The following is a 26203-nucleotide window of genomic DNA, read 5'->3' on the forward strand; positions in this document are numbered from 1 at the left end:
ACAGTAGTTTTTGAGTCGTTGCGGTCAAAACTAAAAAAAGTTTTGACTAGCACAGCATATCGCTTTAAACCTTTCACAAATGCGACATAGATTTGCGACATTTCGTCGTCAAATTTGTGAGCCTCTGTGTCGGTGTGTACAATGACCTCCCTTTTGCCCCCGCAAAGCTGGCGTACGTTCGGCGCGGATGGCAACTGGTTGAATTGAAAAGAAATTTGCCTCGACAAGAGGCAGCCTGGTGAGAAAGTGTCTATGAAAGCAGGTCTGTACCAACCAGATGAATTCAAGGATAACTGCGGTTTTGGCCTGATAGCCCATATGCAGGGCGAACCCAGTCATACCCTTTTGCAAACGGCCATTGAGGCCCTGACCTGCATGACCCACCGCGGTGGGATCAACGCCGACGGCAAGACCGGTGACGGTTGTGGTCTGCTGATTCAAAAGCCGGATGCGTTCCTGCGTGCCATCGCCCAGGAAACCTTCGGCGTCGAACTGCCCAAGCAATATGCCGTGGGCATGGTCTTCTTCAATCAGGATCCGGTCAAAGCCGAAGCCGCTCGCGAGAACATGAACCGCGAGATCCTGGCCGAGGGCCTGCAACTGGTCGGCTGGCGCAAAGTGCCGATCGACACCAGCGTCCTCGGCCGCCTGGCTCTCGAGCGCCTGCCGCAGATCGAACAAGTGTTCATCGGTGGTGAAGGCCTGAGCGATCAGGACATGGCGATCAAGCTGTTCAGCGCCCGTCGTCGCTCGTCCGTGGCCAACGCCGCCGACGTCGATCACTACATCTGCAGCTTTTCCCACAAGACCATCATTTATAAAGGCCTGATGATGCCGGCGGACCTGACCGCCTTCTATCCAGACCTGAGCGACCAGCGCCTGCAAACCGCAATCTGCGTGTTCCACCAGCGCTTCTCCACCAATACCCTGCCGAAATGGCCGCTGGCTCAGCCATTCCGCTTCCTCGCCCACAACGGCGAGATCAACACCATCACCGGCAACCGCAACTGGGCGCTGGCCCGTCGCACCAAGTTCACCAACGATCTGATGGATCTGGAAGAACTCGGTCCGCTGGTGAACCGCGTCGGTTCCGACTCCTCCAGCATGGACAACATGCTCGAGCTGATGGTCACCGGTGGCATCGATCTGTTCCGTGGCGTGCGGATGCTGGTTCCGCCGGCGTGGCAGAACGTCGAGACCATGGACCCGGACCTGCGTGCCTTCTACGAATACAACTCGATGCACATGGAACCGTGGGACGGCCCGGCCGGTATCGTCATGACCGACGGCCGCTATGCCGTCTGCCTGCTCGACCGCAACGGTTTGCGTCCGGCGCGTTGGGTCACGACCAAGAACGGCTTCATCACCCTGGCCTCGGAAATCGGTGTATGGAACTACCAGCCTGAAGACGTGATCGCCAAGGGTCGCGTTGGCCCGGGTCAGATCTTTGCCGTGGACACCGAAACCGGTCAGATCCTCGACACCGATGCCATCGATAACCGTTTGAAGTCCCGTCATCCGTACAAGCAATGGCTGCGCAAGAATGCCCTGCGCATTCAGGCGACCATGGAAGACAACGACCACGGTTCGGCGTTCTACGACGTCGATCAGCTCAAGCAGTACATGAAGATGTACCAGGTCACGTTCGAAGAGCGCGACCAGGTGCTGCGTCCGCTCGGCGAGCAAGGCTACGAAGCCGTCGGTTCCATGGGCGACGACACGCCGATGGCCGTGCTGTCCCAGCGCGTGCGCACGCCGTACGACTATTTCCGTCAGCAGTTCGCGCAGGTCACCAACCCGCCGATCGACCCGCTGCGTGAAGCTATCGTCATGTCGCTGGAAATCTGCCTCGGTGCCGAGCGCAACATCTTCCAGGAGTCGCCGGAACACGCCTCGCGCGTGATCCTCAGCTCGCCGGTCATTTCTCCGGCCAAGTGGCGTTCGCTGATGAATCTCGATCGTCCGGGCTTCGAACGCCAGATCATCGACCTCAACTACGACGAGAGCGTCGGCCTCGAAGCCGCGGTGCGCAATGTCGCCGATCAGGCTGAAGAAGCCGTTCGCGCCGGTCGTACCCAGATCGTGCTGAGCGACCGTCACATCGCTCCGGGCAAGTTGCCGATCCACGCTTCCCTGGCCACCGGCGCGGTGCACCACCGTCTGACCGAAAAAGGCCTGCGTTGCGACTCTAACATCTTGGTGGAAACCGCCACCGCTCGCGACCCGCACCACTTCGCGGTGCTGATCGGTTTCGGTGCCTCGGCGGTCTATCCGTTCCTGGCCTACGAAGTGCTGGGCGATCTGATCCGCACCGGTGAAGTGCTGGGCGACCTCTATGAGGTGTTCAAGAACTACCGTAAAGGCATCACCAAAGGCCTGCTGAAGATCCTGTCGAAGATGGGTATCTCGACCATCGCCTCGTACCGCGGTGCGCAACTGTTCGAAGCCATCGGCCTGTCCGAAGAAGTCTGCGAACTGAGCTTCCGTGGCGTGCCAAGCCGCATCAAGGGCGCGCGTTTCGTCGACATCGAAGCCGAGCAGAAAGCCCTGGCTGCCGAAGCCTGGAGCCCGCGCAAGCCGATCCAGCAGGGCGGTTTGTTGAAGTTCGTCCACGGTGGCGAATATCACGCGTATAACCCGGACGTGGTCAACACCCTGCAAGCCGCTGTGCAGCAGGGCGACTACAGCAAGTTCAAGGAATACACGGCGCTGGTGGACAACCGTCCGGTGTCGATGATCCGCGACCTGTTCAAGGTCAAAACCTTGGATACGCCGCTGGACATCAGCGAGATCGAACCGCTGGAATCGGTGCTCAAGCGCTTCGACTCCGCGGGCATCTCTTTGGGCGCATTGTCGCCGGAAGCCCACGAAGCCCTGGCCGAAGCCATGAACCGCCTCGGTGCGCGTTCCAACTCCGGTGAAGGCGGCGAAGACCCGGCGCGCTACGGCACCATCAAGAGCTCGAAAATCAAGCAGGTCGCGACCGGCCGTTTCGGTGTGACACCGGAATACCTGGTCAACGCTGAAGTGCTGCAGATCAAGGTCGCCCAGGGCGCCAAGCCGGGCGAAGGGGGTCAGTTGCCGGGCGGCAAGGTCAACGGTCTGATCGCCAAGCTGCGTTACGCAGTGCCGGGCGTGACCCTGATCTCGCCTCCGCCGCATCACGACATCTATTCGATCGAAGACTTGTCGCAGCTGATTTTCGACTTGAAGCAAGTCAACCCGAAGGCGCTGGTCTCGGTGAAACTGGTGGCAGAAGCGGGCGTCGGCACTATCGCTGCCGGTGTGGCCAAGGCTTACGCGGACTTGATCACCATCTCCGGCTACGACGGCGGCACCGGTGCATCGCCACTGACGTCGATCAAATACGCAGGCGCTCCATGGGAACTCGGCCTGGCCGAAACCCACCAGACCCTGCGTGGCAACGACTTGCGCGGCAAAGTCCGGGTACAAACGGACGGCGGTCTGAAAACCGGCCTCGACGTGATCAAGGCAGCGATCCTCGGCGCTGAAAGCTTCGGCTTCGGCACCGCGCCAATGATCGCCCTGGGCTGCAAATACCTGCGTATTTGCCACCTGAACAACTGCGCCACCGGTGTCGCGACTCAGAACGAGAAGCTGCGCAAGGATCACTACATCGGTACTGTCGATATGGTGGTGAATTTCTTCACCTACGTCGCCGAAGAAACCCGTGAGTGGCTGGCCAAACTGGGCGTGCGTTCCCTCGAAGAGCTGATCGGCCGTACCGATCTGCTGGAGGTGCTTGAAGGCCAGACCGCCAAGCAGAACCACCTGGACCTGACCCCGTTGCTCGGCAGCGATCACATCCCGGCAGACAAACCTCAATTCTGCCAGGTCGACCGCAACCCGCCGTTCGACAAAGGCCTGCTGGCCGAAAAAATGGTCGATCTGGCCACCTCGGCGATCAACGACCTGAGCGGCGCCGATTTTGCCCTGGATATCTGCAACTGCGACCGTTCCATCGGCGCGCGGATCTCCGGTGAAATTGCTCGCAAGCACGGCAACCAGGGCATGGCCAGCGCGCCGATCACCTTCCGCTTCAAAGGCACGGCGGGTCAGAGCTTCGGTGTGTGGAACGCCGGCGGTTTGAACATGTACCTGGAAGGTGATGCCAACGACTACGTCGGCAAAGGTATGACCGGCGGCAAGCTGGTCATCGTTCCACCGAAGGGCAGCGTCTACAAGACTCAGGACAGTGCCATCATCGGCAACACCTGCCTGTATGGCGCCACTGGTGGCAAGCTGTTCGCCGCCGGTACCGCGGGCGAGCGCTTCGCGGTGCGTAACTCCGGTGCTCACACCGTGGTTGAAGGCACAGGCGATCACTGTTGCGAATACATGACCGGTGGTTTCGTCTGCGTGTTGGGCAAGACCGGCTACAACTTCGGCTCAGGCATGACCGGCGGTTTCGCCTACGTGCTCGACCAGGACAACACCTTCGTTGACCGGGTCAACCACGAACTGGTGGAAATCCAGCGGATCAGCGGTGAGGCGATGGAAGCCTATCGCAGCCACCTGCAACGCGTGCTGAACGAATACGTCGAGGAAACCGACAGCGAGTGGGGTCGTAACCTCGCTGAAAACCTCGATGACTATCTGCGTCGTTTCTGGCTGGTCAAGCCCAAGGCTGCCAACCTGAAATCGTTGCTTTCCAGCACCCGTGCCAACCCGCAGTGATATGCGCCTGAAGAGTTTGATGAGGTTTTAACAATGGCTGAACGTCTGAATAACGACTTCCAGTTCATCGATGTCGGGCGCAAGGATCCGAAGAAGAAACTGTTGCGTCAACGCAAGAAAGAGTTCGTGGAAATCTACGAACCGTTCAAACCCCAGCAGTCGGCCGACCAGGCCCACCGCTGCCTGGGTTGCGGTAACCCGTATTGCGAATGGAAGTGCCCGGTGCACAACTTCATTCCCAACTGGCTCAAACTGGTGGCCGAGGGCAACATCCTCCAGGCCGCCGAGCTGTCGCACCAGACCAACACCCTGCCGGAAGTCTGCGGCCGCGTGTGCCCGCAGGATCGTCTGTGCGAGGGTGCCTGCACCCTCAACGACGGTTTTGGCGCGGTGACCATCGGTTCGGTCGAGAAGTACATCACCGACACTGCGTTCGCCATGGGCTGGCGCCCGGACATGTCCAAGGTCAAACCGACCGGCAAACGTGTTGCCGTTATCGGCGCGGGCCCTGCTGGCCTGGGCTGTGCCGACGTGTTGGTACGTGGCGGCGTGACCCCGGTGGTGTTCGACAAGAACCCGGAAATCGGTGGTTTACTGACCTTCGGCATCCCCGAGTTCAAGCTGGAAAAGACCGTGTTGAGCAATCGCCGCGAAGTCTTCACCGGCATGGGCATCGAGTTCCGATTGAACACCGAAATCGGCAAAGACGTGACCATCGAGCAACTGCTCGAGGAATACGATGCGGTGTTCATGGGCATGGGCACCTACACCTACATGAAGGGCGGCTTTGCCGGTGAAGACCTGCCGGGCGTGTATGACGCGCTGGACTTCCTGATCGCCAACGTCAACCGCAACCTGGGCTTTGAAAAGTCGCCGGAAGATTTCGTCGACATGAAAGGCAAGAAGGTGGTGGTGCTCGGCGGCGGTGACACGGCGATGGACTGCAACCGAACTTCGATTCGCCAGGGCGCCAAGTCGGTGACCTGTGCCTATCGTCGTGACGAAGCGAACATGCCGGGCTCGCGCAAAGAGGTGAAGAACGCCAAGGAAGAAGGCGTGAAATTCCTCTACAACCGCCAGCCGATTGCCATCGTTGGTGAAGACCGCGTTGAAGGTGTGAAGGTGGTCGAGACCCGTCTCGGCGAACCGGACGCCCGTGGCCGTCGCAGCCCCGAGCCGATCCCGGGTTCCGAAGAGATCATCCCGGCCGACGCCGTGGTCATCGCCTTCGGTTTCCGTCCAAGCCCGGCGTCGTGGTTCGAACAGTTCAGCATCCAGACCGATAGCCAGGGCCGCGTCGTGGCGCCGGAGCAAGGTCAGTACAAGCACCAGACCAGCAACCCGAAAATCTTCGCCGGTGGCGACATGGTGCGCGGTTCCGACCTGGTGGTAACGGCGATCTTCGAAGGCCGCAATGCCGCTGAAGGGATCCTGGATTACCTGGGCGTGTAAATCTGCTTGATCGGCGTCGCTCCATTCGCGGGCAAGCCTCGCTCCTACAGGGATCACATAACCCTGTAGGAGCGAGGCTTACCCGCGAAGAGGCCGGCCGAATCAACGCAGAATTAGCCGATGTAACCCGCGACAAATTGACCCGATAGACAAAAGGAACGGCTCTTGCCGTGCCTTTTGCGTCGCGCTCTGAGAAAATGCCCGCACTTTTTTTCCGGATGCCGACATGACTGCCCTGAAGAACGACCGTTTCCTTCGCGCCCTGCTCAAGCAACCCGTAGACGTCACCCCCGTGTGGATGATGCGTCAGGCCGGTCGCTACCTGCCTGAATACCGCGCCAGCCGCGCCAAGGCCGGTGACTTCATGAGCCTGTGCATGAACCCGGCGTTCGCGTGCGAAGTCACCATGCAACCACTCGACCGCTATCCGCAACTGGACGCGGCGATCCTCTTCTCCGACATCTTGACCATCCCCGATGCCATGGGCCAGGGCCTGTACTTCGAGACCGGTGAAGGTCCACGCTTCAAGAAAGTCGTCAGCACGATGGCCGACATCGAAGCCCTGCCGATTCCCGATCCACAGAAAGACCTCGGCTACGTCATGGACGCGGTCAGCACCATCCGCCGCGAACTGAACGGTCGCGTGCCGCTGATCGGCTTCTCCGGCAGCCCGTGGACCCTGGCTACTTACATGGTCGAAGGCGGTTCGTCGAAAGACTTCCGCAAGACCAAGGCCATGCTCTACGACAACCCACAAGCCATGCACCTGTTGCTGGACAAGCTCGCGCAGTCGGTCACCTCGTACCTCAACGGCCAGATCATGGCTGGCGCGCAAGCGGTGCAGATCTTCGACACCTGGGGCGGCAACCTCTCTGCGGCGGCCTACCAGGAATTCTCCCTGGCCTACATGCGCAAAATCGTCAGCGGCCTGATTCGCGAGCACGAAGGCCGTAAAGTGCCGGTCATCCTGTTCACCAAGAACGGCGGCCTGTGGCTGGAAAGCATCGCCGACGCTGGCGCTGATGCGTTGGGCCTGGACTGGACTTGCGACATCGGCAACGCCCGCGAGCGCGTCGGCAACAAAGTCGCCTTGCAAGGCAACATGGACCCGACCGTGCTTTACGCCAAGCCAGAAGCCATCCGTGCCGAAGTCGGTCGCATTCTCGCCAGCTACGGCAAGGGCAGCGGCCACGTGTTCAACCTGGGTCATGGCATCACCCCGGAAGTCGATCCGGAGCATGCCGGTGCGTTCTTGCGGGCAGTGCATGAACTGTCGGCGCAGTATCACGAGTGATCGCTACCCGATAACGAAAACGCCCGGCTTATGCCGGGCGTTTTTGTATGACGTTCCAGATCGTACGCGGTCAATGTGGGAGCGGGCTTGCTCGCGAAAGCGGTGGATCATTCAGCATCGATGCCGACTGACCCACCGCTTTCGCGAGCAAGCCCGCTCCCACAGGGTTGAGCATCACGCCTTCAAATTTTCCAACGGCGGCAACTTCGCCAGCTTCAACGCCACCAGCAGCGCAATCACCAGCAATCCACCAATGAACAACCCGATCCCGTTCCAGCCACCCAAGTGCCAGGCCACGCCGCCTGCCGTACCCGCAACACTCGACCCGGCGTAGTAGCTGAACAGATAAAGCGACGAAGCCTGCCCCTTGGCCTTGATCGCCCGACGCCCAATCCAGCTACTCGCCACCGAATGCGCGCCGAAGAAGCCGAAGGTGAAGATCAGCATGCCGATGATCACCACTGGCAGCGGAGTGAACATGGTCAACGCAAGGCCCGCGAGCATCAGTACGATCGTCGCCCAAAGCACTTTTCGCCGTCCCAGTCGGTCGGCCAACGAGCCGATTTTTGCCGAGCTGTAGATGCCCGACAGGTACACCACCGAGAGCAGCCCGACGAAAGCCTGGTCCATGTGGTAGGGCTCGGCCAGCAAGCGATAGCCGATGTAGTTGAACAGGGTGACGAACGCGCCCATCAGCACGAAAGCCTCGACGAATAGCAGCGGCAGGCCAGCATCGCGAAAGTGCATGGTGAAGCCGTCGAGCAAGCTGCGTGGGTGCAGCGAGCGAGCGCGGAAGTTGCGTGACTCGGGAAGGATTTTCCAGAACACCGCTGCGGCAATCAACGCCAGGCCGCCGATGACCAGCATCGCCGTGTGCCAGCTGACGAAGTCGATCAATACCCCGACGATCAACCGTCCACACATACCGCCGATAGCATTGCCACCGATGTATAAACCCATGGCCAGACCAATGTGCTGTGGGTGGATCTCTTCACTCAGGTAAGTCATCGCGACCGCCGCCAGACCGCTCAACGACAGCCCCACCAGCGCCCGCGTCACCAGCACGCCTTGCCAGCTCGGCATCATCGCGCTGGCCATGGTGCAGAGTGCGGCGGCGAACAGCGCGGCGACCATCACCGGCTTACGCCCGATGCGATCAGAGATGGGGCCGGTTATCAGCAAGCCTATGGCGAGCATGCCGGTAGCGACCGACAGAATCAGGCTGCTCTGGGCCGCATTGATGGAAAACTCGCGGGACAGCAGCGGCATCATCGGCTGCACGCAGTAGAGCAGGGCGAAGGTCGCGAAGCCGCCGGAGAACAGCGCCAGCACTGTGCGCATGAACATCGGCGTGCCTTTTTCGATGTAGATATCGTTTAGCTCAACGATGACATCGTCCGGCGCGGCGGGCGGAATTTCATGGGCGAGTGGGGCGACAGCAGTTTTCACTTCGAACCTCGGAGGGATGCAGCCGGTCAGGCAATGAAAAAATCATATAGCTGGCTAATGTTTCTATCCAATATATTGTTCGACATGTTTGATAGGTTTAACGACCTAATGGAGTTTTCATGGAATTGCGCCACCTGCGCTACTTCATCGCCGTCGCCGAAGAACTGCATTTCGGTCGCGCCGCCCAGGTGCTGGGCATCTCACAACCGCCCCTGAGCCAGCAGATTCAGGCACTGGAGCAAGAGGTGGGTGCACGTCTGTTCGAACGGACCAATCGTCGGGTCGAACTCAGTGAGGCTGGCCGGCTGTTTCTGGAAGAAGCGCGGCTGGTACTGGCTCAGGTCGACAAAGCAGCGGATGTGGCACGGCGAGCACAACTCGGCGAATTGGGCGAGTTGAAGATCGGCTTCACCTCGTCGGCGCCGTTCAACTCGACCATTCCTCAGGCGATCTTTTCGTTTCGCCAGCGTTTCCCGGCGGTGCATCTGAACCTGCGGGAAATGAGCAGCACCCAAGTGGCCGATGCATTGGTGGAGGAGTCGATCGAGGTCGGCATCATGCGGCCACTGAGCTTGCCGGACTCCCTCAGCGTGGTGGAACTGATGCGCGAGCCATTGGTGGCGGTGCTCAGCTCCAAGCATCCGCTGGTGAGCGGCAGCGAAGACGGTTTATTCCTCTCGGCGCTGGCCCTCGAACCATTCGTATTTTTCCCACGCAGCTACGGCAGCGGTCTGTACGCACAGCTGCTCAGCCTGGCGCGGGATGTCGGGTTCAGCCCGCACTTCGCGCAAGAGGCTGGCGAGGCGATGACGATTATCGGGTTGGTGGCGGCAGGTTTGGGGGTGTCGGTGTTGCCGGCGTCGTATCAGCGGATGCGTATTGATGGCGTGGTTTACCGCCCGTTGCTCGATCCGGAAGCGGTGTCGGCAGTGTGGCTGGTGCAGCGCAAGGATCAGAAATCGCCGATGGCCAAGGCGTTTGTGGAGTTGCTGACGCGTAAGGTTGAACCATTGAAGTCTTAACTACGGGTGACCCCAGTGAGGTCACCCGTTTTTCTTTACCAGGCACTACACCGAAACCTGCACCTGCAATCGTCGCCCGATGACATCCATCAAATCGCAAACATCGCGCAATGACGTCACCAACACCCGCGCTAGCTCACTGTGAACGCCCTCGCCAAACGCGAAATTTTCCAGCAGTTGGGTCGCGGTGCGAATGCGATAGGCCGCGAACTCATGCGCAACCAACCTTGCAGGACGATGAGATCGTAAGGCGTTAAAGCGAAGGAAGAAGACGGTCGGGCCATGCGCATAACCAATCCATGACATTGGGCGCACAGCATATCGTTACCGGTAGATAAATAATTAAGGCTCAGTCAACCAGCATCACTGGGCAGTTTGCGTTTGCTGTGCCTTGTTTTGTTCCGCCTGTGCTATCGCTTTGAAATCATAGGTCGGATAGAACTCGGTTTTGTAACTTCCCCACGCTGTATTTTCAAGTGCAAGGTTTACTTCAGCAAGACGGGAGGCTGGGAAGCGCACTGTGACGACTTGTCCGATACCCATCATTATGTTCCAGCTGACAATTTCTACTCCCGCAGGTGGAAATGCCTTATAGAATCCTTGTTTGGCAAGTTGAGCCTTTAATTCGCCCAATGGCCGTGATTGATCGTGCTTTAAAAATACGGTCAGCATGACGGCATTATCTGGCGTGGCAACGGCATTTTTTGCAGGGGAATTTGTTGTGGACTGCGCATTGACAGCGCCGCAGAAGGCCGAGGTTATCAATAGCGTAGATGCAATAAGTGTTTTGAGTGATTTCTGCATGTTGAAACTCCATGTTTTATTAGTAGGCAATATTGATTTCAAGCGGTAATGCTACTCCAGCGGAACTGCCTGAGTCATTTAGTGTGCTATGGGCGACTGGTTTCAGTTTGTGATATTTGTATCTGGCTTAATGGCGGACTTTATTTCTACTGTTCCGGTGTAGGGGGCATGAACTACATAGATACGCACTAGAGGGTTACTGGCTATCATGTCGCGAGGCACTTCGCGAGAATAGGTGAATTCATTTGGATTCAACTTTTCCAATCGCCTGACCACGGTTTTGGTTGGCCCGACATCGGGCACTAAAATGTGGCTTTTTTGATCGCCAGTGACAATGAAGTAACCTCCACCTCCACTGTCGTACTTTGATTTTCCCGTATCAGTGTAAAAGAACTCATAGCGATTGCGTTCGGGATCCCACGTCGATATTCCGACCACGCCAGGATAATTCGCTTTTACGTCCGTTTGTGGTGCGCCCTCTATATAGACCTTGGTTGTCAGCCATCGAGGGGAGGATGCCAGAGCCCGAGTGTCGGCAGGGGTGGGGGCTTGTTGCGCAAAACTACCCAGAGGACAGAACAATGCCGCAAGAAGTAGGCATGTAGAAGTAATATTGTTCTTTTGCATGCGGATAACTCCTTATCTGCTTTTGTTGGTTGCTCGCTATTGATTATCCAAATTCAATGCGTGAAAAGTATAGGCTGGGAGTGAGGGGGGCAATAGCGGGGTAATGAATTGTAATAGTTTGGCATTTTTTTGAAGTAATACTTTGTCGCACTTGTTTTTAAATGTGTTGGTTGTCGGAGTTTACCTATATATCGAAATTACAAGGCTGGCTGTAGGACCTTTCCGAAATGACACGCTCCGTTTCCCTATGTTTCATTTGTTTGCCGAGGACTCAGATGTGGCGAGCCCGTTACTTGATCCAGAGGTGTCGGCGATATGATTAATGCAGCGCAAGGATCAGAAATCGCCGATGGCAGGGCGTTTGTGGAGTTGCTGACGCGTAAAGCGTTTAAAAGATCGCAGCCTGCGGCGGCTCCTACGCCGATATATCCAGGAGCTGCCGAAAGCTGCGATCTTTTGATCCTGATATTCAAGGCACTGCACCAGCCCCCACGCATCAACTCAATCGGTAATACCTGGGTGTGTCGCGGCTAATCTGCGTCAGGCGTTACTGAACCTTCGCCAAATCCCCTTTCAACGCAACACCCGCCATGAGCGCCCCAGCATGGCACTCATAGGTCTTGGCATCCTTGCGCTCATTTTTCTTGTAGAAACTGACGATGTTGGTCACGGCGTTGGCGCCGGCGTTCTTCGCTGCCTGGTGCAGGCTGATGATTGCCGATTGCGCGACCCATTCGCAGGCCACTTCGTCAGACTTGTTGAAGGCGTTGGTTTTCTTGTTGGTCACGGCACCCGCGCTGACTACGGTGACGTTGCCAGTCGGTGTATTGCCTGCCAGGTAGAACTTCACACTGCCATCAATTTTGCCGGCACGGGTTGCTTCGGCGACTGCTTTGTCAAAAGGCAGATACACCGCGGTGTCACGGGCCTGGCTGATGCCCGGCAACGCGCAGATCAGCAGGGTGGCGGCGGCAGCGAGTTTCTTGAAGTGCATAGAGGTCTCCTTGACCCTGAGTAATTCGATTACGACCAGCGGCGGAAAATCAACGAGGTGTTGACCCCACCAAAAGCGAAATTGTTGTTCATCACGTACTGGTTGTTCATCTGCCGGAATTCACCGCGCAGGTAATCAAGCATGCCGCACTTCGGATCGACCTCATCGAGGTTGAAAGTGTGCACGTACTGGTCGCGGTTCATCATTTCGATGCTGAACCAGGACTCCAGCGCGCCGCAGGCTCCCAGGGTGTGACCGAGGAAACTCTTCTGCGAACTGATTGGCATGTGTTCGCCGAACAACGCGCTGGTGGCCAGTGTTTCGGCAATGTCGCCCTGTTCTGTAGCGGTGCCATGGCCATTTACATAGCCGATGGCCGAAGGCTGCAGTCCGGCGTCTTCCAGGGCGAGTTCCATGGCCCGGCGCATGGTGAGCTGCTCTGGACGGGTGGCGTGCTGACCGTCGGCGTTGCTGCCGAAACCGACAATCTCCGCGTGGATATGTGCGCCGCGTGCCAGGGCGTGTTCGAGCTCTTCGAGCACCAGCATGCCGCCGCCTTCACCGATCACCAGGCCATCGCGGGCGGTGTCGTAAGGGCGGGGGCTGGTTTGCGGGGCATCGTTTTTCAGACTGGTGGCATAGAGCGCATCGAACACCATGGCTTCGGTCGGACACAGCTCTTCGGCACCACCGGCGAGCATCAGCGGCAGGCGGCCGAACTTGATCGACTCGTAGGCGTAACCGACGCCCTGGCTGCCGCTGGTGCAGGCACTGGAGGTCGGGATCAACCGGCCAGTGAGGCCGAAGAAGATGCTGATATTCGCCGCCGTGGTGTGCGGCATCATCCGCACGTAGGAGTTGGCGTTCAGGCCTTCGGCCACCGAGTTGAGCAGCATGTTGCCGAACGCCTTGATCTCGTCGGTGCTGCCGGTGGACGAGCCGCAGGCCACGCCCATGCGCCCGTCCTTGATCGACTCGTCACCCAGTAGCCCGGCGTCCGCCAGGGCCTGTTCCGCCGCGCCCACTGCCAGCCGCGATACCCGGCCCATGCTGCGCAGCTGCTTGCGGGTCCAATGGCTTGGCACTTTGAAGTCATCGATCGGCCCGGCCAGGCGCGTGTTGAGTTCGGTAAAACGATCCCACTCGTCCATGCGGCGGATGCCGCTGCGGTTGGCCGCGAAGTTGGCGGCGATGGTGTCCCAATCGCTGCCCAGTGAGGTGATACCGGCCATGCCGGTGACGACGACGCGCTTCATCAGCACAGGCCTCCGTTGACGGCCAGAACCTGCCGGGTGATGTACGACGCTTCCGCCGACATCAGGAAATTCACCGCGCCAGCCACCTCTTCCGGGGTGCCCATGCGTTGTGCGGGGATCATTTTCATCAGTTCTTCCACCGGCACGTTTTCATCGAGCATCGCCGTGTCGATCAGGCCGGGTGCGACACAGTTAACCGTGATTTTGCGCTTGCCCAGTTCGATCGCCAGCGCCTTGGCTGCGCCGATCAAACCGGCCTTGGACGCGCTGTAATTGACCTGGCCGCGATTGCCGATCAACCCGGAAACTGAAGTGATGCAGACAATCCGTCCGGCGGCGCGACGACGGATCATCGGCATCATCACCGGGTGCAGCACGTTGTAGAAACCGTCGAGATTGGTGCGCATCACCAAATCCCAATCCTCTTCGCTCAGGGCCGGAAAAGCACCGTCGCGGGTCAGGCCAGCGTTGAGCACCACGCCGTAATAGGCGCCGTGGGTTTCGACATCGGCTTCGAGAATAGCTTTGCAACGGGCACGGTCGGACACGTCGAATTGCAGGATGCGAGCGTTGCGGCCCAGGGCCTCGACTTCGATCTTGACGGCTTCGGCATCCGCAAGGCCGCTGCGGCAATGCAGCACGATGTCATGCCCGGCCCGAGCCAGACGCAACGCAATGGCGCGGCCGATACCACGGCTGGAGCCGGTGACCAGTACGGATTCAGTCATCACTCGACTCCTTGGGGTTCATGAAGATATTGCGCAGCCTGAGGTGGGCGAAACACGTTCAGCCGGGCGGTGGCGTGGATGCCGGGGGCGGTGAGGTGGCATTCGAACACACCCATGCCGTTGTCGTCTTCCAGCGAGCGTATCCCATGGATGGTCAACTCGGTGCCGGCGGGGAAGTGTTCCACATTGCATTCGAATTTACGGGTGCCGAGCAGGAAACCCAACTCCACCGCATTGCCTTTCTGGCGCGCATGGCAGCCGGCGTACGCGGCGACGCTCTGGGCCATCAGCTCGATGCCGACCCAGGCCGGCAGGCTGCCGTCGGGGCGATTGAACAGGCCGCCGGGTTTGACGGTGAGTCGGGTGTGAATCTGTTCGTCATCGAACGACAGGATTTGCTCGACGAGGATCATGTCGCCAGCATGCGGCAGCAGTTCGGCGAGCGGCCAGGTAATCATGGGGCGTCTCCGATAATCAGGCTGACGTTATTGCCACCGAAGGCAAAGGAGTTGCTCATCAGGCGGCGAGGTGCAATGGACGTCAGGTGGTCGGTCGGGGTCACCCAATGCAGGGCCGGTAATTCGGGGTCGGGCTGGCCGTCCCAGACGTGGGGCGGCAAGGCATGTTCGCTGTTGTCCGCGCTCAGGCTCAACCAGCAGAACGCCGCCTCCAGGGCACCGGCAGCGCCGAGAGTATGGCCGGTCATCGGTTTGGTCGACGAGCAGGGCACGCCTTCCGGGAATAGCGTCGTCACGGCCAGGCTTTCCATGGCGTCGTTGTGTTGGGTGGCGGTGCCGTGCAGGTTCAGATAACCGATCTGCTGCGGTTGCAGCCCTGCGCGGCTCAAGGCTTTGCGCATCGCTTGCAGGGCGCCACGGCCGGTCGGTTCCGGCGCGGAGATATGGTGTGCATCGGAGCTGGCGCCACTGCCGAGCAGGGCAATCGGTTGGCTGTTGCCGGCGTTTTTGCTCATCAGGAACAGCACCGCCGCTTCGCCGATATTGATGCCGTTACGGTTCGCCGAAAACGGATTGCAGCGCTGCCCGGACACCGCTTCCAAGGCCGAGAAACCGTTGAGGGTCAGCTTGCACAAACTGTCGACACCGCCGCACAACACGGCGTCGCACACGCCCAGGTCGAGCAGTCGTTGGGCGCTCATCAGTGCCCGGGCGCTGGAGGTGCAGGCGGTGGAAATAACATAGGCCGGGCCGCTCAATTGCAGCCAGTCGGCGAGGAACGTCGCCGGCGCGCCGAGTTCCTGTTGCTGATAGTCATAGTCGGCGGGGAACTGATGCTCTCGAATGTAATGGGCCAGACCGCTGCTGGCCTCGTGAATGCCCGAGGTGCTGGTGCCGAGAATGACGCCGATACGGTCGCGGCCGTAAGTCTGGATCGCCTGCTCGATGTCTCCGCGAATTTGCAGCGCAGCCTCCAGCAGCAATTGATTGTTGCGACTGCTTTGATGGGCCAGCTCAGCCGGAATCGGCGCCAGCTCACCGCGCACCGCCGCCACGGGCAACGAGCGTTCCGCCACCCAGCCGGCCTCGCTGCGCATGCCCGAGCAATCGCCGGCAAACAGGTTGCGGGCGACTTCCTGCTTGTCGCGGCCCAGGGCGCAGATCATCCCGAGGGCGTTCAGATAAGCCGTCATGGCGTGTGCTCGCCTAACGGAGTGACGCGATAATTCGGGCCTTGGGACACGTTCAATTCAAAGCTCAGTGGTTGTGAGAAGCTTGGTGGTTGTGAATAGCGGATGCTCCAGCGCGGTGACAAGGACCGTTGCCCGCCATGCTGCCGGGCGGCGGGATAGTTGCCAGACAACTCGCTCGCCGGGGTCAACGCAAACAACAAAGCGGCGAACAGTTCCCGGGCTTCCGGATTGGGCGGCAACAGACCGTCGGCCTGCCATTGGCCATCGATCAGTTTCTGCCGAGCCACGGGAATCCCCAAGGGGTCCATCATCGACCAGCGAATACCAGGGCCTTCACGCTGGATCACCAGCAGCCAGTCCTGACGTTGCTCGGCCATCTGCCGTTCGATGTGCAGCTGCAGCGGCAACGCCAGATTCGGGGTTCGCTCGGGCAATGGAGCCTGGCTGGCGCAGGCGCTCAGCAACAGGACACAACCCAGAAGCAGGAAACGAATCATCAGGCACTACCTTCAAGGGGCTTGCGCGCGACCACATTGACCAGGGTTTCTTCCCGTTGGCCAAAGGGTTTCGGCTGGCGCAGGCCGAAGCGTTCGAGCAGGCCGAAATCCTTGGCGCGACTCCACCACAAGTAGGGGTAAGACACGTTTTGCGGGCCGAATTCGAAACCCTGCCGACGAAGCATGTCCAGGTAGCCCTCGGCGCTCTTTTGCACGTGCATCGGGTGGCGGAACAGCCAGCGAATCACCCACGTATCAATGTAAGCCTCGGTGGACTCGGCGAACAGCAAATAGCCGCCCGGCTTGAGCACCCGATAGAACTCGGCCAGGGCCTGATCCTGCTCGACAAGGTGATGGAAGGTCTGGTGACAGAACAGCAGATCGACGCTGGCGTCCGGTATTTTGATGCTCGCGCAGTCACTGCCGATCAGCTCTACATCCATGCCCTGGCGGGCCGCTTCTTCGCCGCTCAGGTTCAGGCTGTGAGGGTCGGCATCCAACCCGATCAGGCGCTTGGGCGCGAAGGTCTGGCGCAGGTACTGGAATGACTTGCCCTGGCCGCAACCGGCATCCAGCAATACCGGATCACCGGGCAGCGGCGTGCTGAACAGACCGCGCAAATCGTTGATCGCCACTCGCAATACATGGTGCTGCCAGGTGTGGCTGCGCAGGAACCAGAAACCGAAACGGGTTTCTTCGACGTAGTTATCACTCAAATAACTCATGTCGCATCCCTTGCGCAAAGGTCCGAGATCATCCGCAGCCGACGTTTGGGTTCGCTGACAAACGGGTTGCGTTCATCCCAGGCGTAACCCGCGAGGATCGAGCTGATCATGCGGCGGATATCCGCTGTGCCGCCCTGATAGAAAATCACATCCTGAAAGGTCCCCGCGTACCAGCCTTCGACGTAGCAACGGAAGGTGTTGACGCCGCGCTTGAGCGGTTCGGCGAACTCGGTCTGCCAGTCGACGCTTTCACCTTGCAGTTGGCGGTGCAGCACCCCGGCGGCCATGCTCGCCGAACGCATGGCGATGGTCACGCCGGAGGAGAACACCGGGTCGAGAAATTCCGCCGCATTGCCCAACAGGGCGAAACCTTGGCCGTGCAGGGTTTTGACGTTGGCCGAATAACCGCCGATGGTCCGCGCGGGCGTATCCCACACGGCATTGTTCAGCACACCGGCCAGGCTTGGGGTTTCAGCGATGAAGCCGCGCAGGCAGTCGTCCAGATTCTCGGTGCGACCTTCGAAGTGTTCGGCGGCAGCCACCACGCCCACAGAGCAACGGCCGTTGCTGAACGGGATGGTCCAGAACCAGATGTCACGTTGGGTTGGATGGGTGGTAATGAGGATTTTTTCCCGCTCGAAAGCCGGGCTGTCGATACGGTCTTCGATATGGGTGAACACCGCCTGGCGCACCGGAAAGTTCGACGGTGCCTCAAGGTCCAGCAAGCGCGGCAGCACGCGACCGTAGCCGCTGGCATCCAGCACGAAATCGGCCTCGATGCGGTATTGGCTGCCGTCTTCGCGAAGCACATCGAGCTGCGGTTTCGCCAGGCTGAAATCGACGCTGACGATGGCTTCGCCGTAACGGACGTCGACACCTTGCAACTCAGCCTGATCGGCCAGCAGCTTGTCGAAATCGGCGCGCTGGACCTGGAACGTCGTCGGCTTGCCGTTGCTGAACGTCTCGCCGAAATCGAAGGCGCTGTACTGATCGCCCCAGGCGAATGCCGCACCGTTCTTGCGCTGGAACCCGGCAGCATTGACCGCCTCGAGCATGCCGGCTTCTTCGACGAAATCCAGGCAGTGGGACAACAGGCTTTCACCGATGGAAAACCGGGGGAAATGCTGGCGCTCGACCATCAGCACGTCATGACCTTTACGCTTGAGCAGCGCGGCGGCGATGGCGCCCGAGGGGCCAGCGCCGATCACCAGTACCTGACGACATTCCATTTCAACTGTTGGCACGGGTGCTCCTTGCCGGGGCGGCGATGTTCAAAGGGATTCGGTGCATGCCGGCCAGTGCCGGCAGCAGGGTTGCGATCAGGCCCATCAACATCAGCGCGAAATACAGCGCGGGGCTGATGAGCTGTTGTTGCAGCAGCAGGTTGAGAAAGACGATCTCGCTCAAGCCGCGAATATTCAGTAAAAGGCTTTCCCGCCAGCGGCTGGCACCTTCAAACGAGGCACCAGCCCAGCCGAGGCCCAGCCAGTTTCCCAACAATTTGCTGGCGATCGGCAACAGCAGGAGCGCGGCCAGTTGCACGCCGCTGAGACTGTCGATGGCGCTATGAACGTTGATCTGCACGATGCCGAACGTGAGGATCAGCGGGATGGCGATCCAAGTCTGCAAACGGTTCATCCACGCCGCCGACAATGGCAGCACCAATGGCACCTTGAGCGCGGCCATGCACAGCAGATAGCCGATACCGAAGATCAGCGCATTGAGTTTGAAGTGTTCGGCGACCACCAGCAGCGCGAAGAAGCAGCCGCTGTGCAGCAACGGTTGGCGCAACCCGGCCAGTCGCAGCAACAACGGCAGGCAGGCGCCGGCCAGCGGCAGCAAGAGGCTGCTCAGGTGCAGGCTGCCCTGGGCGAACGCGAACAGAGTCCAGCAGGTCAGGTCGATCAGGATCGCGGTCTGCACCAGGCGTCGGGTGGCAGCGGGCGGGTAGTTGATGTGTCGCAGGTACAGATACAACACCGGAATCGCGGTGATGGCGAACAGCAGACCGACCGCCAGCGAGCTGATCCACGGCTGCGGCGGCAACAGCCAGACCGCTGTCGCCAGCCCGCAGGCAAACGGAATGCAGAAACTCGGTAAGGCGATTTTCAGGCTCTGGCGTTCCAGTCGCAGGTCGATCACGTCGCTGAGGATGTGCCCCAGCAGCAAGGCAAAGCTCAGGCTGTAGAGGTTCTTCAGCCAGTCTGGAGAGATCAGGTCGGCACCGCTGAGGTGCCAGCCCGGTTCGATCCAGAAATACATCAGCAACGGCAGGCCGAAGGTCGCCAGCAGCAACTGGCTGACGATCGGAATCAGACCGAAATGACGGCCGACGCGAGTGGCCATGGCGAACAACACCAGGGCCATCACCCAGAACACTGCGACCATCATGCTGCCGGCTCCACGACCGGGGCGGCATGGACTTGGCGTCCGGCCCACGGTGCCAGAATGAAACTGAAGGCCAGGCCAAGGCTCACCGACAGGCCGAAGTTACTCACCGCCGGCGTGCTGGATACCGCCAGCAGGCCGAACGACAGCCAAGTGGTCACCGCTGCCAGCAAGGTGCCCAGCAGACTCGCCGCGGCGCCGCCGATCTGTTCACGCATGAGGATCGCGTAATCGACGCTGATGGCCGTCACTAGCAGCAGGCCGAACAGGCTGAACAGTGTCAGCGGCTGACCGAGCCAACCGAGGCTTGCCAGACTGCACAGCGCCGCCAGCAACGGCAGAGAGACGATTCGCAGCGCGCCACCGAAACCGAATGGCAGGATCAGCACCAGCACGATCAACACGCAGGAGGCGAGTTTCAATTCGGCGGCGCTGATTTGCGTGGCGGCGAAAACCTGGTTCAGTTCGCCGAGGCGATCCACCAGTTCCACACCCGGCAAGTCCAGCGCCTGGACCCGCAACAGCGTGGGATTGTTCAAGCCTTGCAGGCTGACCATCGCAGCCACGCCGTCATCGATTGGCCCCAGCCACAGCGTGCGGTAGGGCTCGGCCAATGGGCCGGCCAGCGCGGCGTCGATGTCTTCGGTGGGCAGCGCCTGCAACGTTGCCAACTCGGCCTGCAACGCGGCGGCCGGTACGCCGAGGTCGAGCAACGGTTTCCAGAACTGCGGCAGTTTGCTCAGTGCTTCACGCACTTTGCGCTGTTCGCTCGGCTGGCTGACCAGTTGATTGAGCGACAGATAGCCCTGAAGTTTTTCCAGATTGACCAATTGATCCAGACGCTCGCTCAGTGCCGTCAGGCGTTCGAGCAACTCCTGCTGATTGGCCGCGCGCACCAGGAAAAACTGGCTGGTAGGTTGATAGCCGGTGATGCGCGCGATGGTCTGGGCTTCGTCAGTCAGTTGCTGCGGCGTGCCGACCCATTGGCGAATATCGTTTTTGCTCTGTAGCTGCAACAGACCGCCGACACAGAAGGCGATCAGCAGTGCCAGCAGTACCGGCGTGCGCAAGTATTTCAGCAGCGATTCACGCAGCTCCAGCAACTTCTCGGCGATGCGCATCGGCCATTGCGCCGGCCGCAGATCCACGCCCTTGAGCAGCGCCGGCAACAGGCACACTGCCGACAGATAGGCGCCTACCAGGCCGGCGGCGGAGAACACGGCAATTTGGGTCAGGGCCGGGAACGGCGTCCAGGCCAGGGCCAGGTAACCGATGCAACTGGTGATCAGGCTCAGCGTCAGCCCCGGCAAGGTCAGGCGCAATGCCGGCCAGCTGTGCCAGGGTTTCAGTCTCCAGCTTTTGGACAGGTAATGCAGCGGGTAATCCACCGCCACGCCGATCAGGCTTGAACCCAACACCAGCGTCATCACATGCATGTGACCGAACAGCGCTACGCAGGCGACTGCGCCGAACAGCATGCCCACCAGCACCGGGACGAACGCCAACAACACCCGCCAACGCCGGAAGGCCAGTAACAGCAACAACAAAATCCCGACCGTGGCGCCGCCGCCGACCCAGGTCATTTCGCGAGCGGCTTGGCGTTGACCGCTGGCGGCGTACAACAGGCCGCTGGCGGCGAGCAGTTGCACATCCGATCGGGCGGCTTCTTCGCGACTGTGCTGGAGCAGGTCGGCCACTTGCAGTGGCAGGTTCATGTCGAACGCATTGCCGGCGGTTCGCGCCCGCAGCATCACCCAACTCTTGCCGTCGGCATCGGCAACCAGCGTACCGCTGCCGATGTCCAGTTGCACCGAACCATGCTGTGGCTGGCTGTTCTGGATGCGCCCGGTCAGGCCGAGCCAGTCGTCCTGGCTCGGCACCAGGCTGAAGCCGGTGAACGGGTCGAACAGGGCTTGTACCCGTTGCTGAATAAAGGCGTCGGGGTGTTCGATGAGTTGCTGCCGGTCGGCCGCGGACAACATCGCCAGTCGGCCTTGCAGTAATTGTGTGCGCACCGCCGGCAGGTCGGCCTGCAGGTTCCACTTGACCCTTTCGAACACGCCGCTGGCCTGCCACTGCTCGCCGAGTTTTTGCGCCATGGCGATGGCTTGCTGGCGGTCTTTATGGCCGACCAGCACCAGCATTTCCCGGTTCAGCGGTTCTTGCATGCGTTGTTCGGCGCGCAGTTCCAGCGCGTCCGGTGCCGTGCCCGGTACCAGCTCCATCAGGTTGGCCGACAGCGGTGCACCGTCACGCCATTGCCAGCCGGCGAGCGCGAGCACCGCCAGCAGCAGGATCAGAAACAGCCGCGGCAGCATCCGTTCACTCGGCAAAGTCATGTTGCTCCGCATCGCTCAAAGGTTGTGCGCTGGTGCTGTCCTGCATGCGCAACAGGGTTCGGTCACCCTGGGTTTCGAGCAGCTCGATGCTGTGCACCAGTTCGCCGCCGTCAATGTTGATCTGATTGAACACCTGCTTGAGCAGCATCGAACGCGGGGTCAGGGTCAGCTTCCAGTTCTGTGCATCGCCGCTCAGCGAAAGCTCGAAATCCCGTTGCAGGCCAGTGCTGTCGCCTTGCAGCACCGCGAGGAACAAGCGGTTCTGCTCGGCGCCGGCGCTCTTGTTCGGCAACATTTGCCAGCCGCTGGCATCACGCCGGGCAATGCCTTTGTCGCTGATGCGGTAGTCCTGTTGCAATGGCGTTTTCAGCAGCCAGAGCAGGCCGTGATTCTTCGCCAGAACGAAGGTGCCCTTGCTGGTCAGCGGCTGGGGCAGGGCGCGCAGGTGTTTTTCCTGGATGAAATTGCCGTGGATCACATCGGGTTTGGCCAGTTGATCGCTGAGCTGCTGCAGATCGAAGGCCTGCGCCAATGATGAAAGCCCGAGCAACGCTAAAGCGCCGAGGTATTTGAACAGCGAATTCATGGCAGCACCCTTTCAACCGCGTCGGTGAACACCTTCGGTGAAGCCAACTGCATTTCGCGGCTGCTCATGTCGACGGCGACCTGGACGGAGCTGGCGCGGGTCAGGCGCTCGCCGGAGGCCAGATCGCTGATCAGGTAATTGATCTTCAGGCGGTTTTCCCACTCCACCAGGCTGGCGCGCACATTCAGCTTCTGGCCGAACACCGCACCGCGCACATAGCGCAGTTGCAAGTCGATCACCGGCCACGCGTAACCCGAAGCAACCATGGCGTCGTAGTTGTGGCCGATCTTGTCCAGCAGCGCACAGCGGGCGACTTCCAGGTATTTGACGTAATGGCCGTGCCAGACCACGTTCATGGTGTCGACGTCAAAGAACGGTACGAGGATTTCCGTGTCGGTGTGAAGCACTCCCTTGCTACGCATGCAGCCTCCAGTGTTGTTCGGCGATACGTTGCAGGCACAGGCGCAACTCGCCTTCCAGTGCACGGTCTTCGATGACCGGCGGGAAGTCCTTGGCCAATTCTTCGTGCATCGCGGCCAGTGCTGGTGGCAGTGGGCGCGCGTCTTCAGCCTGGCCGCGCAGCCAGACACCTTGGTTGGCGGCCAGCAGCGTGGCAGCAGCGACTTGTTCGGTCAGCTCCAACACGCGGATGGCGTCGCGGGCGGCGATGGTGCCCATGCTGACTTTGTCCTGGTTGTGGCACTCGGTGGAGCGCGAAAAGACGCTGGCCGGCATGGTGTTTTTCAGGGCTTCGGCGGTCCAGGCGCTGGTGCCGATCTGCACGGCCTTGAAGCCGTGGTTGAGCATCGCGCGGTCGGCGGTGGCGCCAGACAGGTTGCTCGGCAAGCCATGGTTGTAACGCTCGTCCACCAGCAGTGCGAGCTGGCGGTCGAGCAAGTCGGCGACGTTCGCCACCAGGTTTTTAAGGCTGTCCATGGCGAACGCGATGTGGCCGCCATAGAAGTGCCCGCCGTGCAGCACGCGTTCGGCTTCGGCGTCGATGATCGGGTTGTCGTTGGCGCTGTTGAGTTCGATCTCGATGAACGAGCGCAACCAGTTCAGGCTGTCGGCCAATACACCGAGTACATGCGGCGCACAACGCAGGGAATAGCGGTCTTGCAGGCGATGCAGCGGCGCGGTCGGCGCATCGATCGCCAGGTCCTTGCGCAACCACGCGGCGACTTGCATCTGCCCAGGATGAGGTTTGGCCGCGAACAGGCGCTCGTCGAAGTGCTCCGGGTTGCCCTGCAAAGCGACCACGTTCAGCGCGGTGATGCGCGTGGCCAGTTGCAGCAGGTAATCAGCGCGGGCGTAAGCCAGGCAAGCGAGGCCGGTCATCACCGCGGTGCCGTTCATCAGCGCCAGCGCTTCTTTGGGGCGCAATACCAACGGTTCCCAGCCCAGTTCGCTGTGCACATCGGCGGCTTGTCGACGCTCACCACGGAACATCACTTCGCGCTCGCCGGACAAGGTCGCGGCGACGTAGGACAGCGGCGTCAGATCACCGCTGGCGCCGACCGAACCTTCTTCCGGAATTAGCGGCAGAATGTCGTGTTCGAGGAAGGCTTGAAGACGCTCCAGCAGTTCCACGCGTACCCCGGAAACGCCGTAGCAAAGCGATTGCAAACGCGCCGCCAGCACCGCGCGGGTGGCTTGGGCGTCGAGCAGTTTGCCCAGGCCGCAACCGTGGAAGGTATACAGATGACGGGGCAGGGCTTCGACGTGGTGCAGCGGCACCGCTACCACACAAGAATCACCATAACCGGTGGTCACACCATAGATCACGCCTTCCTTGTCCAGCAGGGAATCAAGGAATTGCGGGCCCTTGGCGATGCGCTGGCGAAACTCGGGGTCGCCCTGCAACTGCGTCGGCACCTGACGGTTGGCCAGGGCCAGCACGTCTTCGATGCGCAAAGGGAGTTCGCCGAAGGTTACCGGCTCAAGCGTTGGCGTCGTCATCGGTCTTCCAGAAAGGGTAAAAGTTGAACCATTGTTGGGGCGCTTCGAGGCAATAGTGACCCAGGCGTTCGGCGTAGCGGGAGGCCCACTGATGAATGACCTGTTCGCGGTCGCTGCGTTTCCACACGATGGCGTCGGCGAACGGTTCGAGGGTCAGTCGATAGTCGCCCGTGGGTTTCTTCAGGCACAGCATCAGGTTGATCGGGCATTTCAGCAGACCGGCCAGCAACCAAGGGCCTTGCGGGAAGGCTGCCTGATGACCGAGAAAGTCCACTGTCACGCTGCGTCCGCCATGCAGCGGCACGCGGTCGCCAGCAATCGCCAGCCATTCGCCGCGTTCCAGGCGTTCATGCAGTTGCAGCATGATCACCGGGTCCAGTTCGCTGACCTGGATCAGCCGCAGATTGGTCGCCCCGGCTTCGCCCAGCAGGCGGTTGAATTGTTCGGCGTGCTTGGTGTGCACCAGCACGTTCATGGTGACTTTCTCGCCGATCTCCGCCAGCGCCCGGCAGACCTCGAGATTGCCCAGGTGTGCGCCCACCAGCATTTGCCCGCGGGTGCCGCGCAGTTTATTGCGCAGCAGCGCCGGGTCGATGATTTCGATTTGCTCGATGCTCAGCTTGCCGTTCCATACATCGAGTTTGTCGAGCATGGAGTCGGCGAAGGCCATGAACTGGCCGAACACCCGCCAATGGGTCGGGCGCAATTCGCTGCGAGCGCTCCAGTCGGCGAGCCGCTGCTGGTATTGCCAGGCGCTTTGGCGAGCGCTGCGCCCGAACAGGAAGAAGTACAGCACGATGCCGTACAGCAGCGGGCTCAATAGCCGGCGGCCCAAGACTTTTGCGCAGAGCGCGGTGAACTTCATCAGCCAGAAACTGCCGCGCTCCTGGCGGTCGGCCCAGTGCTGTTTGTCTGCGTTGTCGCTCATGCTCGCCACCGTCGCCAGAGGATTACCGGTGCCCGTAGCAACATGCCGAAGAACAGCCGGGTGTGCATGCTTGAAATCAGTACGTTGTCGTGGAACAGGCGGAAATGCGAGACGCCGTCCAGCGGGTAATGGACCCTGGTTTTCAGCCACCGCATCGGCTGATTGCGCCAGGCCAGGCGCACCAGGATGTCTGAGTCGAAGTCCATGCGTTTGCCGATCCTGGCCGAGTCGATCAGTGCCAGGGTCGGTGGTAACGGGTAAACACGGAAACCGCACATCGAGTCGCGAATCTGCAACGACAGGGTGTTGATCCAGACCATGACGTGCGTCAGGTAGCGAGCGTACAAACGACCTTTCGGCACACTGGCGTCGTATTGCGGATAACCGCAGATGACCGCCTCGGGATGGGCGCGTGAGTGTTCGATGAAAGCCTTGACGTCTTGCAAGTCATGCTGGCCGTCGGCGTCCACCTGTAGGGCGTGGCTGAAGCCCAGACGCGAAGCCTCCCGCAGACCGGTCATCACCGCGCCGCCCTTGCCTTGATTGACGGTGAGTCTGATCAGGTAAACCCGGTCACGCTGGGCCAGTTGGTCAAGCACCTTGGCGCAGGCCGGGCTGCTGGCATCGTCCACCAGAATGCATGGCAGGCCACTGGCAAGCAGCGCATCGAGCACGGCGGTGATTGCGGTTTCGTGGTTGTAGACCGGAATTACGGCGCAGGGATTATGCATGGTCAGAAACCTCCACAGAACCCTTGTTGTGAAGGCGCTTACTGTGGCGAGGGAGCTTGCTCCCGTTCGAGTGCG

The 26203-nt window shown here is 60.3% G+C and carries 24 protein-coding genes; 5 read left to right on the top strand and 19 right to left on the bottom strand.

Annotation, left to right across the window (positions count from 1 at the left end; translation table 11 throughout):
- The first annotated feature begins 252 nt into the window (after nucleotides 1-252).
- The 3 genes from gltB to hemE all read left to right on the top strand — a co-directional run bounded on the left by gltB (nucleotide 253) and on the right by hemE (nucleotide 7444).
- Nucleotides 253-4698 (top strand): glutamate synthase large subunit, encoded by a 4446-nt coding sequence (gltB, locus tag ACA044_RS02245; RefSeq protein ID WP_497444974.1) that lies wholly within the window; start codon nucleotides 253-255, stop codon nucleotides 4696-4698.
- Between the two features lie 33 nt (nucleotides 4699-4731).
- Nucleotides 4732-6150, top strand: a complete 1419-nt coding sequence (locus tag ACA044_RS02250; RefSeq protein ID WP_048396075.1) for an FAD-dependent oxidoreductase — start codon at nucleotides 4732-4734, stop codon at nucleotides 6148-6150.
- A gap of 226 nt (nucleotides 6151-6376) precedes the next feature.
- Complete coding sequence (hemE, locus tag ACA044_RS02255; RefSeq protein ID WP_497444975.1) at nucleotides 6377-7444, top strand: uroporphyrinogen decarboxylase; 1068 nt, start codon at nucleotides 6377-6379, stop codon at nucleotides 7442-7444.
- A gap of 174 nt (nucleotides 7445-7618) precedes the next feature.
- Here hemE and ACA044_RS02260 read toward each other — a convergent pair whose 3' ends face one another.
- Nucleotides 7619-8860, bottom strand: coding sequence for an MFS transporter (locus ACA044_RS02260; RefSeq protein ID WP_497447152.1), 1242 nt, complete (start codon nucleotides 8858-8860; stop codon nucleotides 7619-7621).
- Between the two features lie 152 nt (nucleotides 8861-9012).
- Between ACA044_RS02260 and ACA044_RS02265 the strand changes: the two genes are divergently transcribed.
- On the top strand, nucleotides 9013-9915 hold the full coding sequence (locus ACA044_RS02265) for a LysR family transcriptional regulator (protein ID WP_497444976.1): 903 nt from the start codon (nucleotides 9013-9015) through the stop codon (nucleotides 9913-9915).
- 45 nt (nucleotides 9916-9960) lie between these two features.
- On the opposite strand, the gene ACA044_RS02270 is transcribed toward ACA044_RS02265, so the two are convergent.
- From ACA044_RS02270 to ACA044_RS02280, 3 genes are all read right to left on the bottom strand, one after another.
- Nucleotides 9961-10221 (bottom strand): hypothetical protein, encoded by a 261-nt coding sequence (locus ACA044_RS02270; RefSeq protein ID WP_497447341.1) that lies wholly within the window; start codon nucleotides 10219-10221, stop codon nucleotides 9961-9963.
- A 57-nt stretch (nucleotides 10222-10278) separates the two neighbouring features.
- Nucleotides 10279-10719, bottom strand: a complete 441-nt coding sequence (locus ACA044_RS02275; RefSeq protein ID WP_497444977.1) for a hypothetical protein — start codon at nucleotides 10717-10719, stop codon at nucleotides 10279-10281.
- Between the two features lie 102 nt (nucleotides 10720-10821).
- Nucleotides 10822-11346, bottom strand: a complete 525-nt coding sequence (locus tag ACA044_RS02280) for a DUF4822 domain-containing protein (RefSeq protein ID WP_497444978.1) — start codon at nucleotides 11344-11346, stop codon at nucleotides 10822-10824.
- 315 nt (nucleotides 11347-11661) lie between these two features.
- On the opposite strand from ACA044_RS02280, the gene ACA044_RS02285 reads away from it, so the two are divergent.
- Nucleotides 11662-11880, top strand: a complete 219-nt coding sequence (locus tag ACA044_RS02285; RefSeq protein ID WP_497444979.1) for a hypothetical protein — start codon at nucleotides 11662-11664, stop codon at nucleotides 11878-11880.
- A 13-nt stretch (nucleotides 11881-11893) separates the two neighbouring features.
- Here the strand turns inward: ACA044_RS02285 and ACA044_RS02290 are convergent, their stop codons facing one another.
- From ACA044_RS02290 to ACA044_RS02360, 15 genes are read right to left on the bottom strand one after another with little or no spacing between them, the layout of a single operon-like run.
- Nucleotides 11894-12340 carry an excinuclease gene (locus ACA044_RS02290; protein WP_497444980.1) on the bottom strand — a complete coding sequence of 149 codons (447 nt, stop codon included), beginning with the start codon at nucleotides 12338-12340 and terminating at the stop codon, nucleotides 11894-11896.
- Nucleotides 12341-12369: 29 nt separating this feature from the next.
- Nucleotides 12370-13596 (bottom strand): beta-ketoacyl-ACP synthase, encoded by a 1227-nt coding sequence (locus tag ACA044_RS02295; protein ID WP_497444981.1) that lies wholly within the window; start codon nucleotides 13594-13596, stop codon nucleotides 12370-12372.
- A complete protein-coding gene (fabG, locus tag ACA044_RS02300) occupies nucleotides 13596-14324 on the bottom strand; it encodes a 3-oxoacyl-ACP reductase FabG (RefSeq protein WP_038978620.1) in 729 nt (242 codons plus the stop codon). Before fabG ends, ACA044_RS02295 begins: the two co-directional genes overlap by 1 nt.
- Complete coding sequence (locus ACA044_RS02305; RefSeq protein WP_497444982.1) at nucleotides 14324-14782, bottom strand: hotdog family protein; 459 nt, start codon at nucleotides 14780-14782, stop codon at nucleotides 14324-14326. The genes fabG and ACA044_RS02305 overlap by 1 nt, the downstream gene beginning before the upstream one ends.
- Entirely contained in the window at nucleotides 14779-15975 is a 1197-nt protein-coding gene (locus tag ACA044_RS02310) for a beta-ketoacyl-[acyl-carrier-protein] synthase family protein (protein WP_497444983.1), read from the bottom strand. Before ACA044_RS02310 ends, ACA044_RS02305 begins: the two co-directional genes overlap by 4 nt.
- The gene (locus ACA044_RS02315) at nucleotides 15972-16472 is read right to left on the bottom strand and encodes a hypothetical protein (protein ID WP_497444984.1); all 501 of its coding nucleotides are present in this window, start codon (nucleotides 16470-16472) and stop codon (nucleotides 15972-15974) included. The genes ACA044_RS02310 and ACA044_RS02315 overlap by 4 nt, the downstream gene beginning before the upstream one ends.
- On the bottom strand, nucleotides 16472-17197 hold the full coding sequence (locus tag ACA044_RS02320) for a class I SAM-dependent methyltransferase (RefSeq protein ID WP_497444985.1): 726 nt from the start codon (nucleotides 17195-17197) through the stop codon (nucleotides 16472-16474). Before ACA044_RS02320 ends, ACA044_RS02315 begins: the two co-directional genes overlap by 1 nt.
- Complete coding sequence (locus tag ACA044_RS02325) at nucleotides 17194-18441, bottom strand: NAD(P)/FAD-dependent oxidoreductase (protein WP_497444986.1); 1248 nt, start codon at nucleotides 18439-18441, stop codon at nucleotides 17194-17196. The genes ACA044_RS02320 and ACA044_RS02325 overlap by 4 nt, the downstream gene beginning before the upstream one ends.
- Nucleotides 18428-19588: a sodium:proton antiporter gene (locus ACA044_RS02330; RefSeq protein WP_497444987.1), complete on the bottom strand. Its 1161-nt coding sequence runs from the start codon at nucleotides 19586-19588 to the stop codon at nucleotides 18428-18430. The genes ACA044_RS02325 and ACA044_RS02330 overlap by 14 nt, the downstream gene beginning before the upstream one ends.
- A complete protein-coding gene (locus ACA044_RS02335; RefSeq protein WP_497444988.1) occupies nucleotides 19585-21924 on the bottom strand; it encodes an MMPL family transporter in 2340 nt (779 codons plus the stop codon). The genes ACA044_RS02330 and ACA044_RS02335 overlap by 4 nt, the downstream gene beginning before the upstream one ends.
- On the bottom strand, nucleotides 21908-22510 hold the full coding sequence (locus ACA044_RS02340; RefSeq protein WP_497444989.1) for an outer membrane lipoprotein carrier protein LolA: 603 nt from the start codon (nucleotides 22508-22510) through the stop codon (nucleotides 21908-21910). The genes ACA044_RS02335 and ACA044_RS02340 overlap by 17 nt, the downstream gene beginning before the upstream one ends.
- Nucleotides 22507-22932, bottom strand: coding sequence for an acyl-CoA thioesterase (locus tag ACA044_RS02345; RefSeq protein WP_497444990.1), 426 nt, complete (start codon nucleotides 22930-22932; stop codon nucleotides 22507-22509). The genes ACA044_RS02340 and ACA044_RS02345 overlap by 4 nt, the downstream gene beginning before the upstream one ends.
- Nucleotides 22925-24469, bottom strand: a complete 1545-nt coding sequence (locus ACA044_RS02350) for an HAL/PAL/TAL family ammonia-lyase (protein WP_497444991.1) — start codon at nucleotides 24467-24469, stop codon at nucleotides 22925-22927. The genes ACA044_RS02345 and ACA044_RS02350 overlap by 8 nt, the downstream gene beginning before the upstream one ends.
- Nucleotides 24450-25397, bottom strand: a complete 948-nt coding sequence (locus ACA044_RS02355) for a lysophospholipid acyltransferase family protein (RefSeq protein WP_497444992.1) — start codon at nucleotides 25395-25397, stop codon at nucleotides 24450-24452. Before ACA044_RS02355 ends, ACA044_RS02350 begins: the two co-directional genes overlap by 20 nt.
- Nucleotides 25394-26128: a glycosyltransferase family 2 protein gene (locus ACA044_RS02360; protein ID WP_497444993.1), complete on the bottom strand. Its 735-nt coding sequence runs from the start codon at nucleotides 26126-26128 to the stop codon at nucleotides 25394-25396. The genes ACA044_RS02355 and ACA044_RS02360 overlap by 4 nt, the downstream gene beginning before the upstream one ends.
- Nucleotides 26129-26203 lie beyond the last annotated feature (75 nt).

It is taken from the genome of Pseudomonas sp. LBUM1673 (genome assembly GCF_059695645.1).

Excerpts from the sequence above, each read along its gene's own strand:
- ACA044_RS02315 (WP_497444984.1), bottom strand. The coding sequence starts at position 16,472 with ATGATTCGTTTCCTGCTTCTGGGTTGTGTCCTGTTGCTGAGCGCCTGC.
- ACA044_RS02335 (WP_497444988.1), bottom strand. The coding sequence starts at position 21,924 with ATGACTTTGCCGAGTGAACGGATGCTGCCGCGGCTGTTTCTGATCCTG.
- ACA044_RS02345 (WP_497444990.1), bottom strand. The coding sequence starts at position 22,932 with ATGCGTAGCAAGGGAGTGCTTCACACCGACACGGAAATCCTCGTACCG.
- ACA044_RS02310 (WP_497444983.1), bottom strand. The coding sequence starts at position 15,975 with ATGACGGCTTATCTGAACGCCCTCGGGATGATCTGCGCCCTGGGCCGC.
- ACA044_RS02285 (WP_497444979.1), top strand. The coding sequence starts at position 11,662 with ATGATTAATGCAGCGCAAGGATCAGAAATCGCCGATGGCAGGGCGTTT.
- ACA044_RS02265 (WP_497444976.1), top strand. The coding sequence starts at position 9,013 with ATGGAATTGCGCCACCTGCGCTACTTCATCGCCGTCGCCGAAGAACTG.
- ACA044_RS02280 (WP_497444978.1), bottom strand. The coding sequence starts at position 11,346 with ATGCAAAAGAACAATATTACTTCTACATGCCTACTTCTTGCGGCATTG.
- ACA044_RS02320 (WP_497444985.1), bottom strand. The coding sequence starts at position 17,197 with ATGAGTTATTTGAGTGATAACTACGTCGAAGAAACCCGTTTCGGTTTC.
- ACA044_RS02360 (WP_497444993.1), bottom strand. The coding sequence starts at position 26,128 with ATGCATAATCCCTGCGCCGTAATTCCGGTCTACAACCACGAAACCGCA.
- ACA044_RS02340 (WP_497444989.1), bottom strand. The coding sequence starts at position 22,510 with ATGAATTCGCTGTTCAAATACCTCGGCGCTTTAGCGTTGCTCGGGCTT.
- ACA044_RS02250 (WP_048396075.1), top strand. The coding sequence starts at position 4,732 with ATGGCTGAACGTCTGAATAACGACTTCCAGTTCATCGATGTCGGGCGC.
- ACA044_RS02275 (WP_497444977.1), bottom strand. The coding sequence starts at position 10,719 with ATGCAGAAATCACTCAAAACACTTATTGCATCTACGCTATTGATAACC.
- ACA044_RS02270 (WP_497447341.1), bottom strand. The coding sequence starts at position 10,221 with ATGTCATGGATTGGTTATGCGCATGGCCCGACCGTCTTCTTCCTTCGC.
- ACA044_RS02290 (WP_497444980.1), bottom strand. The coding sequence starts at position 12,340 with ATGCACTTCAAGAAACTCGCTGCCGCCGCCACCCTGCTGATCTGCGCG.
- ACA044_RS02295 (WP_497444981.1), bottom strand. The coding sequence starts at position 13,596 with ATGAAGCGCGTCGTCGTCACCGGCATGGCCGGTATCACCTCACTGGGC.
- ACA044_RS02305 (WP_497444982.1), bottom strand. The coding sequence starts at position 14,782 with ATGATTACCTGGCCGCTCGCCGAACTGCTGCCGCATGCTGGCGACATG.
- ACA044_RS02330 (WP_497444987.1), bottom strand. The coding sequence starts at position 19,588 with ATGATGGTCGCAGTGTTCTGGGTGATGGCCCTGGTGTTGTTCGCCATG.
- fabG (WP_038978620.1), bottom strand. The coding sequence starts at position 14,324 with ATGACTGAATCCGTACTGGTCACCGGCTCCAGCCGTGGTATCGGCCGC.
- hemE (WP_497444975.1), top strand. The coding sequence starts at position 6,377 with ATGACTGCCCTGAAGAACGACCGTTTCCTTCGCGCCCTGCTCAAGCAA.
- ACA044_RS02350 (WP_497444991.1), bottom strand. The coding sequence starts at position 24,469 with ATGACGACGCCAACGCTTGAGCCGGTAACCTTCGGCGAACTCCCTTTG.
- ACA044_RS02355 (WP_497444992.1), bottom strand. The coding sequence starts at position 25,397 with ATGAGCGACAACGCAGACAAACAGCACTGGGCCGACCGCCAGGAGCGC.
- gltB (WP_497444974.1), top strand. The coding sequence starts at position 253 with ATGAAAGCAGGTCTGTACCAACCAGATGAATTCAAGGATAACTGCGGT.